Source organism: Niallia sp. FSL W8-1348, from assembly GCF_038006745.1.
In the GTDB taxonomy this organism is placed as follows: Bacteria; Bacillota; Bacilli; order Bacillales; family Cytobacillaceae; genus Niallia; species Niallia alba.
Window position 1 is genome coordinate 1,806,062 of sequence record NZ_JBBOVV010000001.1, and the last position, 8,939, is coordinate 1,815,000.

Genomic DNA, 8,939 nt, shown 5'->3' on the forward strand with positions numbered 1-8,939 from the left:
TAAGAGTTTTTTAGTTAAGTCCTCGATCTATTAGTATCAGTCAACTCCACATGTCGCCACGCTTCCATCTCTGACCTATCAACCTGATCATCTTTCAGGGATCTTACTAGCTTACGCTATGGGAAATCTCATCTTGAGGGGGGCTTCATGCTTAGATGCTTTCAGCACTTATCCCTTCCGCACATAGCTACCCAGCGATGCCTTTGGCAAGACAACTGGTACACCAGCGGTGCGTCCATCCCGGTCCTCTCGTACTAAGGACAGCTCCTCTCAAATTTCCTACGCCCACGACGGATAGGGACCGAACTGTCTCACGACGTTCTGAACCCAGCTCGCGTACCGCTTTAATGGGCGAACAGCCCAACCCTTGGGACCGACTACAGCCCCAGGATGCGATGAGCCGACATCGAGGTGCCAAACCTCCCCGTCGATGTGGACTCTTGGGGGAGATAAGCCTGTTATCCCCGGGGTAGCTTTTATCCGTTGAGCGATGGCCCTTCCATGCGGAACCACCGGATCACTAAGCCCGACTTTCGTCCCTGCTCGACTTGTAGGTCTCGCAGTCAAGCTCCCTTGTGCCTTTACACTCTACGAATGATTTCCAACCATTCTGAGGGAACCTTTGGGCGCCTCCGTTACTTTTTAGGAGGCGACCGCCCCAGTCAAACTGCCCACCTGACACTGTCTCCCACCCCGATCAGGGGTGCGGGTTAGAATGTCAATACAGCCAGGGTAGTATCCCACCAATGCCTCCACCGAAGCTGGCGCTCCGGCTTCCAAGGCTCCTACCTATCCTGTACAAGCTGTACCAAAATTCAATATCAGGCTGCAGTAAAGCTCCACGGGGTCTTTCCGTCCTGTCGCGGGTAACCTGCATCTTCACAGGTACTATAATTTCACCGAGTCTCTCGTTGAGACAGTGCCCAGATCGTTACACCTTTCGTGCGGGTCGGAACTTACCCGACAAGGAATTTCGCTACCTTAGGACCGTTATAGTTACGGCCGCCGTTTACTGGGGCTTCAATTCAGAGCTTCGCACTACACGTGCTAACCCCTCCTCTTAACCTTCCAGCACCGGGCAGGTGTCAGCCCCTATACTTCGCCTTGCGGCTTCGCAGAGACCTGTGTTTTTGCTAAACAGTCGCCTGGGCCTATTCACTGCGGCTCTCTCGGGCTTTAACACCCAAAAGAGCACCCCTTCTCCCGAAGTTACGGGGTCATTTTGCCGAGTTCCTTAACGAGAGTTCTCTCGCTCACCTTAGGATTCTCTCCTCGCCTACCTGTGTCGGTTTGCGGTACGGGCACCATAAATCTCGCTAGAGGCTTTTCTTGGCAGTGTGGAATCAGGAACTTCGGTACTATATTTCCCTCGCCGTCACAGCTCAGCTGACATGGTAATGGGATTTGCCTCATTACCGGCCTAACTGCTTGGACGTGCTAATCCAACAGCACGCTTACCCTATCCTCCTGCGTCCCCCCATTGCTCAAATGATTTAAAGGTGGTACAGGAATATCAACCTGTTGTCCATCGCCTACGCTTTTCAGCCTCGGCTTAGGTCCCGACTAACCCTGAGCGGACGAGCCTTCCTCAGGAAACCTTAGGCATTCGGTGGATGAGATTCTCACTCATCTTTCGCTACTCATACCGGCATTCTCACTTCTAAGCGCTCCACCAGTCCTTACGGTCTAGCTTCAACGCCCTTAGAACGCTCTCCTACCACTGACATCATAGATGTCAATCCACAGCTTCGGTGATACGTTTAGCCCCGGTACATTTTCGGCGCAGAGTCACTCGACCAGTGAGCTATTACGCACTCTTTAAATGGTGGCTGCTTCTAAGCCAACATCCTGGTTGTCTAAGCAACTCCACATCCTTTTCCACTTAACGTATACTTTGGGACCTTAGCTGGTGGTCTGGGCTGTTTCCCTCTTGACCACGGATCTTATCACTCGTAGTCTGACTCCCAAGAATAAGTATTTGGCATTCGGAGTTTGTCTGAATTCGGTAACCCGATGGGGGCCCCTAGTCCAAACAGTGCTCTACCTCCAATACTCTCAATCTTGAGGCTAGCCCTAAAGCTATTTCGGAGAGAACCAGCTATCTCCAAGTTCGATTGGAATTTCTCCGCTACCCACACCTCATCCCCGCACTTTTCAACGTGCGTGGGTTCGGGCCTCCATCCAGTGTTACCTGGACTTCACCCTGGACATGGGTAGATCACCTGGTTTCGGGTCTACAACCACATACTATTTCGCCCTATTCAGACTCGCTTTCGCTGCGGCTCCGTCTTTTCAACTTAACCTCGCATGTAATCGTAACTCGCCGGTTCATTCTACAAAAGGCACGCTATCACCCATAAAAGGGCTCTAACTACTTGTAGGCACACGGTTTCAGGATCTATTTCACTCCCCTTCCGGGGTGCTTTTCACCTTTCCCTCACGGTACTGGTTCACTATCGGTCACTAGGGAGTATTTAGCCTTGGGAGATGGTCCTCCCTGCTTCCGACGGGATTTCTCGTGTCCCGCCGTACTCAGGATACACTCAAGAGGGAACGAAGTTTCGACTACAGGGTTTTTACCTTCTACGACTGACCTTTCCAGATCGATTCGTCTACCCCGTTCCTTTGTAACTCCATATAGAGTGTCCTACAACCCCAAGAGGCAAGCCTCTTGGTTTGGGCTAATCCCGTTTCGCTCGCCGCTACTCAGGGAATCGCGTTTGCTTTCTCTTCCTCCGGGTACTTAGATGTTTCAGTTCCCCGGGTCTGCCTTCAGTACCCTATGTATTCAGGTAAAGATTCTATCCCATTACGGATAGAGGGTTCCCCCATTCGGAAATCTCTGGATCAAAGCTTACTTACAGCTCCCCAAAGCATATCGGTGTTAATCCCGTCCTTCATCGGCTCCTAGTGCCAAGGCATCCACCGTGCGCCCTTTCTAACTTAACTTAGTTGTCGGCTAAAGATAAACTTCACATCTCTTCGTCAGCTTCTTCACTCTGCTCCTCACGTACTGTCGTACGCTCCGGTGCTCGCTCCGTCGCTTCCTTGACCTGCTCGTTTCTCTTTACCCTCCATTCTTTGAATAGGTATTCGTTTAATACGATTACTTTTCAAAGAAATAATTCTCTAACATAGAGAATCTAAGATGGCGATTACTCGGTTTCTTTCTTGTTTTTACTATTCATAATCTAGTTTTCAAGGAACAATTTCGGCTAAAGATAAACTTCGCATCTCTTCGTCAGCTTCTTTGCTCTGCTCCTCACGTACTGTCGTACGCTCCGGTGCTCACTCAGGCACTTCCTTGATCTACTTGTTTCTCTTTACCCTCAAACTTCTTACTGTTTTGAGGAATTAATTGCTCCCTCAAAACTGAACAACAAATCGTCAACAATCCATGATGGAATGTAAATTCCATTTTCCTTAGAAAGGAGGTGATCCAGCCGCACCTTCCGATACGGCTACCTTGTTACGACTTCACCCCAATCATCTATCCCACCTTAGGCGGCTGGCTCCAAAAAGGTTACCCCACCGACTTCGGGTGTTACAAACTCTCGTGGTGTGACGGGCGGTGTGTACAAGGCCCGGGAACGTATTCACCGCGGCATGCTGATCCGCGATTACTAGCGATTCCAGCTTCATGTAGGCGAGTTGCAGCCTACAATCCGAACTGAGAATGGTTTTATGGGATTTGCTCGACCTCGCGGTTTTGCTGCCCTTTGTACCATCCATTGTAGCACGTGTGTAGCCCAGGTCATAAGGGGCATGATGATTTGACGTCATCCCCACCTTCCTCCGGTTTGTCACCGGCAGTCACCTTAGAGTGCCCAACTTAATGCTGGCAACTAAGATCAAGGGTTGCGCTCGTTGCGGGACTTAACCCAACATCTCACGACACGAGCTGACGACAACCATGCACCACCTGTCACTCTGTCCCCCGAAGGGGAACGTCCTATCTCTAGGAGTGTCAGAGGATGTCAAGACCTGGTAAGGTTCTTCGCGTTGCTTCGAATTAAACCACATGCTCCACCGCTTGTGCGGGCCCCCGTCAATTCCTTTGAGTTTCAGCCTTGCGGCCGTACTCCCCAGGCGGAGTGCTTAATGCGTTTGCTGCAGCACTAAAGGGCGGAAACCCTCTAACACTTAGCACTCATCGTTTACGGCGTGGACTACCAGGGTATCTAATCCTGTTTGCTCCCCACGCTTTCGCGCCTCAGCGTCAGTTACAGACCAAAGAGTCGCCTTCGCCACTGGTGTTCCTCCACATCTCTACGCATTTCACCGCTACACGTGGAATTCCACTCTTCTCTTCTGCACTCAAGTCCCCCAGTTTCCAATGACCCTCCACGGTTGAGCCGTGGGCTTTCACATCAGACTTAAAGGACCGCCTGCGCGCGCTTTACGCCCAATAATTCCGGACAACGCTTGCCACCTACGTATTACCGCGGCTGCTGGCACGTAGTTAGCCGTGGCTTTCTGGTTAGGTACCGTCAAGGTACAAGCAGTTACTCTTGTACTTGTTCTTCCCTAACAACAGAGCTTTACGATCCGAAAACCTTCATCACTCACGCGGCGTTGCTCCGTCAGACTTTCGTCCATTGCGGAAGATTCCCTACTGCTGCCTCCCGTAGGAGTCTGGGCCGTGTCTCAGTCCCAGTGTGGCCGATCACCCTCTCAGGTCGGCTACGCATCGTTGCCTTGGTGAGCCGTTACCTCACCAACTAGCTAATGCGCCGCGGGCCCATCTGTAAGTGACAGCGAGATGCCGTCTTTCAGCTTTCCACCATGTGGTGGAAAGAATTATCCGGTATTAGCTCCGGTTTCCCGAAGTTATCCCAGTCTTACAGGCAGGTTGCCCACGTGTTACTCACCCGTCCGCCGCTAACTTTAAAAGCAAGCTTTTAAAGTCCGCTCGACTTGCATGTATTAGGCACGCCGCCAGCGTTCGTCCTGAGCCAGGATCAAACTCTCCAATAAAGAGTTGATTAGCTCATTGCTAAACTCTAGCTTTTTTGTTACTTGTTTTTGTTCTATAACGTTCGTTATAAAACGATTATTGTTGACGTTTGTTTGTTCAGTTTTCAAAGAGCAATTTGTTTGTTGCTTATCAGAGGCAACTTTTATATAATATCACAATGTTCATTTGAAAGTCAATAACTTTTTTAAAAAAAATTCAACTGTCAAACTATCATACCGGCGTTGCTTTTAGAAGCAACTTTTATATAATAACAGGTTATTACCCTTTTGTCAGCAGTTTATTCAAAAAAAATAAAAATAAATTATTCCTAATTTTAAAATAAACATCTCTGAAATTAAATTATATAGGAGAAGAGAGAAATAACCCCTTCTCCCAACAAACTACCTTCATTATTTCATAGAGAAAGGCAATATTCTAGCGGACATGCATATCGTTAGGGTGAGACCCTTTACGTCTATTAATATTTAATTGATTAATCGAATTCACTTCATTTACATCTAATTCGAAATCAAATACCTGGAAGTTTTCTTCAATTCTTGATGGAGTAACAGACTTAGGAATTACAATTGTATGGTTTTGTAAATGCCAGCGCAATACAACTTGAGCTGGTGTTTTTTTATGTACATCTGCAATATTTTTAATCACTTCATCTTGCAATACTTCTCCACCCTGATCTAACGGACTCCACGCTTCTACAAAAATATCATGCTTTGCACAATACTCCTTTAGTTCCTTTTGAGCTAAGTATGGATGACATTCCACCTGATTTAGAACAGGTTTTACTTCACATTCATTTAATATCCGCTCTAAATGTTCAATTTCAAAGTTACAAACTCCAATAGCCTTCACTTTTCCATCCTTATATAATTTTTCTAAAGCTTTGTATGTATCCACATAACCATCAAATTGAGGAGTTGGCCAATGAATTAAATATAAATCCACATATTCAAGACCTAATCTTTCTAAACTTTCATCAAAAGCCTTTAATGTATTTTCATAACCTTGATCACTGTTCCAAACCTTTGTTGTAATAAATAACTCTTCACGGGGAACAGAAGATTCTTTTATTGCTTTCCCTACACCCTTTTCATTTTTATAAATCATTGCCGTATCAATCGAGCGATAACCTACTTCTAGTGCTTTTGCAACTGCACTAGTTGCTTGCTCATCTGCAACTTGCCAAACACCAAAACCTAATTGAGGCATTTTTAAACCATTATTTAATGTAACAAATTCCATTTTTCATTTCTCCTTTTTGTAAGTTTATCTTTTTACTATCATCCTTATAATTAACTCATACGTACAAATACTAGCCTCTTCCTTATTCGCTATCAGATACAATCGATTAAACATTAAGTTTATCCTTCACTTCAATTTATCCAATAAAGATTATGTATAACCAAAACCACCCCCTTAGAGGACAACTTCAATTAAATTGGTATATTTCCTATTTCAACTTGCTAAATCGCTGCATAATATTTTAAGGAATACTCTACTAGGTTTACTTGATTGATATTTTACAAGACTTAATATAATAATGTAAGTAGTGAAATTTTTATGACATAGTTACTTATATTTAACTTACTATGAATTATTAAGTAGGAGGTATAGAATGGAAATTCCATGCTCAATTGAAAAAACACTAGATATCATCGGAAATAAATGGTCTTTTCTAGTGCTAAGAGAATTATTTGAAGGGACAAAACGTTTTAATGAATTACGGAGGTCCATTGAAGGGATAAGCCCTAATTCTTTAACTACAACGCTTAAACATTTAGAAAAGAAAGGGATTATTATTCGAACAGCTATACCCACAGTTCCTATTACTGTCGAATACTCTCTTACGGAAAAAGGAGAATCCTTTCATAGTGTATTAAAGGAAATGAAAAAATGGGCTGCAGAATGGGCATAATCTATTTAATAAGTTTATAAAGCAAACTTCATTTAAAAACGGTATCCCATCTATATACTCATCAAAATAACAGAGCATTTGTCAGGTCTACCATTATTCATTTAGAAAGATCACTTTTTATAGTATACAAAAAGACCTAAAAGCAATAAGCCTTTAGGTCTTTTTAATTGCCTGGCGACGTCCTACTCTCACAGGAGGAGAACCCCCAACTACCATCGGCGCTGAGAAGCTTAACTTCCGTGTTCGGTATGGGAACGGGTGTGACCTTCTCGCTATCGCCACCAGACTATTTTATTTTGAGGTTATTCCCTCAAAACTAGATTATGAAGTAAAAGAAAGAAATAAGTAATCTTTCTTAGCTTACGCTAAGAGTTTTTTAGTTAAGTCCTCGATCTATTAGTATCAGTCAACTCCACATGTCGCCACGCTTCCATCTCTGACCTATCAACCTGATCATCTTTCAGGGATCTTACTAGCTTACGCTATGGGAAATCTCATCTTGAGGGGGGCTTCATGCTTAGATGCTTTCAGCACTTATCCCTTCCGCACATAGCTACCCAGCGATGCCTTTGGCAAGACAACTGGTACACCAGCGGTGCGTCCATCCCGGTCCTCTCGTACTAAGGACAGCTCCTCTCAAATTTCCTACGCCCACGACGGATAGGGACCGAACTGTCTCACGACGTTCTGAACCCAGCTCGCGTACCGCTTTAATGGGCGAACAGCCCAACCCTTGGGACCGACTACAGCCCCAGGATGCGATGAGCCGACATCGAGGTGCCAAACCTCCCCGTCGATGTGGACTCTTGGGGGAGATAAGCCTGTTATCCCCGGGGTAGCTTTTATCCGTTGAGCGATGGCCCTTCCATGCGGAACCACCGGATCACTAAGCCCGACTTTCGTCCCTGCTCGACTTGTAGGTCTCGCAGTCAAGCTCCCTTGTGCCTTTACACTCTACGAATGATTTCCAACCATTCTGAGGGAACCTTTGGGCGCCTCCGTTACTTTTTAGGAGGCGACCGCCCCAGTCAAACTGCCCACCTGACACTGTCTCCCACCCCGATCAGGGGTGCGGGTTAGAATGTCAATACAGCCAGGGTAGTATCCCACCAATGCCTCCACCGAAGCTGGCGCTCCGGCTTCCAAGGCTCCTACCTATCCTGTACAAGCTGTACCAAAATTCAATATCAGGCTGCAGTAAAGCTCCACGGGGTCTTTCCGTCCTGTCGCGGGTAACCTGCATCTTCACAGGTACTATAATTTCACCGAGTCTCTCGTTGAGACAGTGCCCAGATCGTTACACCTTTCGTGCGGGTCGGAACTTACCCGACAAGGAATTTCGCTACCTTAGGACCGTTATAGTTACGGCCGCCGTTTACTGGGGCTTCAATTCAGAGCTTCGCACTACACGTGCTAACCCCTCCTCTTAACCTTCCAGCACCGGGCAGGTGTCAGCCCCTATACTTCGCCTTGCGGCTTCGCAGAGACCTGTGTTTTTGCTAAACAGTCGCCTGGGCCTATTCACTGCGGCTCTCTCGGGCTTTAACACCCAAAAGAGCACCCCTTCTCCCGAAGTTACGGGGTCATTTTGCCGAGTTCCTTAACGAGAGTTCTCTCGCTCACCTTAGGATTCTCTCCTCGCCTACCTGTGTCGGTTTGCGGTACGGGCACCATAAATCTCGCTAGAGGCTTTTCTTGGCAGTGTGGAATCAGGAACTTCGGTACTATATTTCCCTCGCCGTCACAGCTCCGCCATATGGTAATGGGATTTGCCTCATTACCGGCCTAACTGCTTGGACGTGCTAATCCAACAGCACGCTTACCCTATCCTCCTGCGTCCCCCCATTGCTCAAATGATTTAAAGGTGGTACAGGAATATCAACCTGTTGTCCATCGCCTACGCTTTTCAGCCTCGGCTTAGGTCCCGACTAACCCTGAGCGGACGAGCCTTCCTCAGGAAACCTTAGGCATTCGGTGGATGAGATTCTCACTCATCTTTCGCTACTCATACCGGCATTCTCACTTCTAAGCGCTCCACCAGTCCTTACG

2 protein-coding genes and 4 rRNA genes (1 of these 6 cut by a window edge) are annotated in these 8,939 nt (G+C 46.8%); 1 reads left to right on the forward strand and 5 read right to left on the reverse strand.

The window, feature by feature from the left end; genetic code table 11:
• Window positions 1–10: 10 nt before the first annotated feature.
• The 3 genes from NST60_RS08590 to NST60_RS08600 all read right to left on the reverse strand — a co-directional run bounded on the left by NST60_RS08590 (window position 11) and on the right by NST60_RS08600 (window position 6,217).
• Window positions 11–2,949: ribosomal RNA gene (locus NST60_RS08590) — 23S ribosomal RNA — on the reverse strand.
• A gap of 478 nt (window positions 2,950–3,427) precedes the next feature.
• Window positions 3,428–4,977, reverse strand: a 16S ribosomal RNA gene (locus tag NST60_RS08595).
• Together the 16S and 23S rRNA genes form the textbook arrangement of a ribosomal RNA operon.
• 415 nt (window positions 4,978–5,392) lie before the next feature.
• A complete protein-coding gene (locus NST60_RS08600; RefSeq protein ID WP_341098659.1) occupies window positions 5,393–6,217 on the reverse strand; it encodes an aldo/keto reductase in 825 nt (274 codons plus the stop codon).
• Window positions 6,218–6,590: 373 nt separating this feature from the next.
• Between NST60_RS08600 and NST60_RS08605 the strand changes: the two genes are divergently transcribed.
• Window positions 6,591–6,890, forward strand: coding sequence for a winged helix-turn-helix transcriptional regulator (locus NST60_RS08605; protein ID WP_016205471.1), 300 nt, complete (start codon window positions 6,591–6,593; stop codon window positions 6,888–6,890).
• 169 nt (window positions 6,891–7,059) lie between these two features.
• Here NST60_RS08605 and rrf read toward each other — a convergent pair.
• Together rrf and NST60_RS08615 are read right to left on the reverse strand one after the other, a co-directional pair.
• Window positions 7,060–7,176: ribosomal RNA gene (gene rrf, locus NST60_RS08610) — 5S ribosomal RNA — on the reverse strand.
• Between the two features lie 90 nt (window positions 7,177–7,266).
• Window positions 7,267–8,939: ribosomal RNA gene (locus NST60_RS08615) — 23S ribosomal RNA — on the reverse strand; it runs 1,265 nt beyond the window's last position.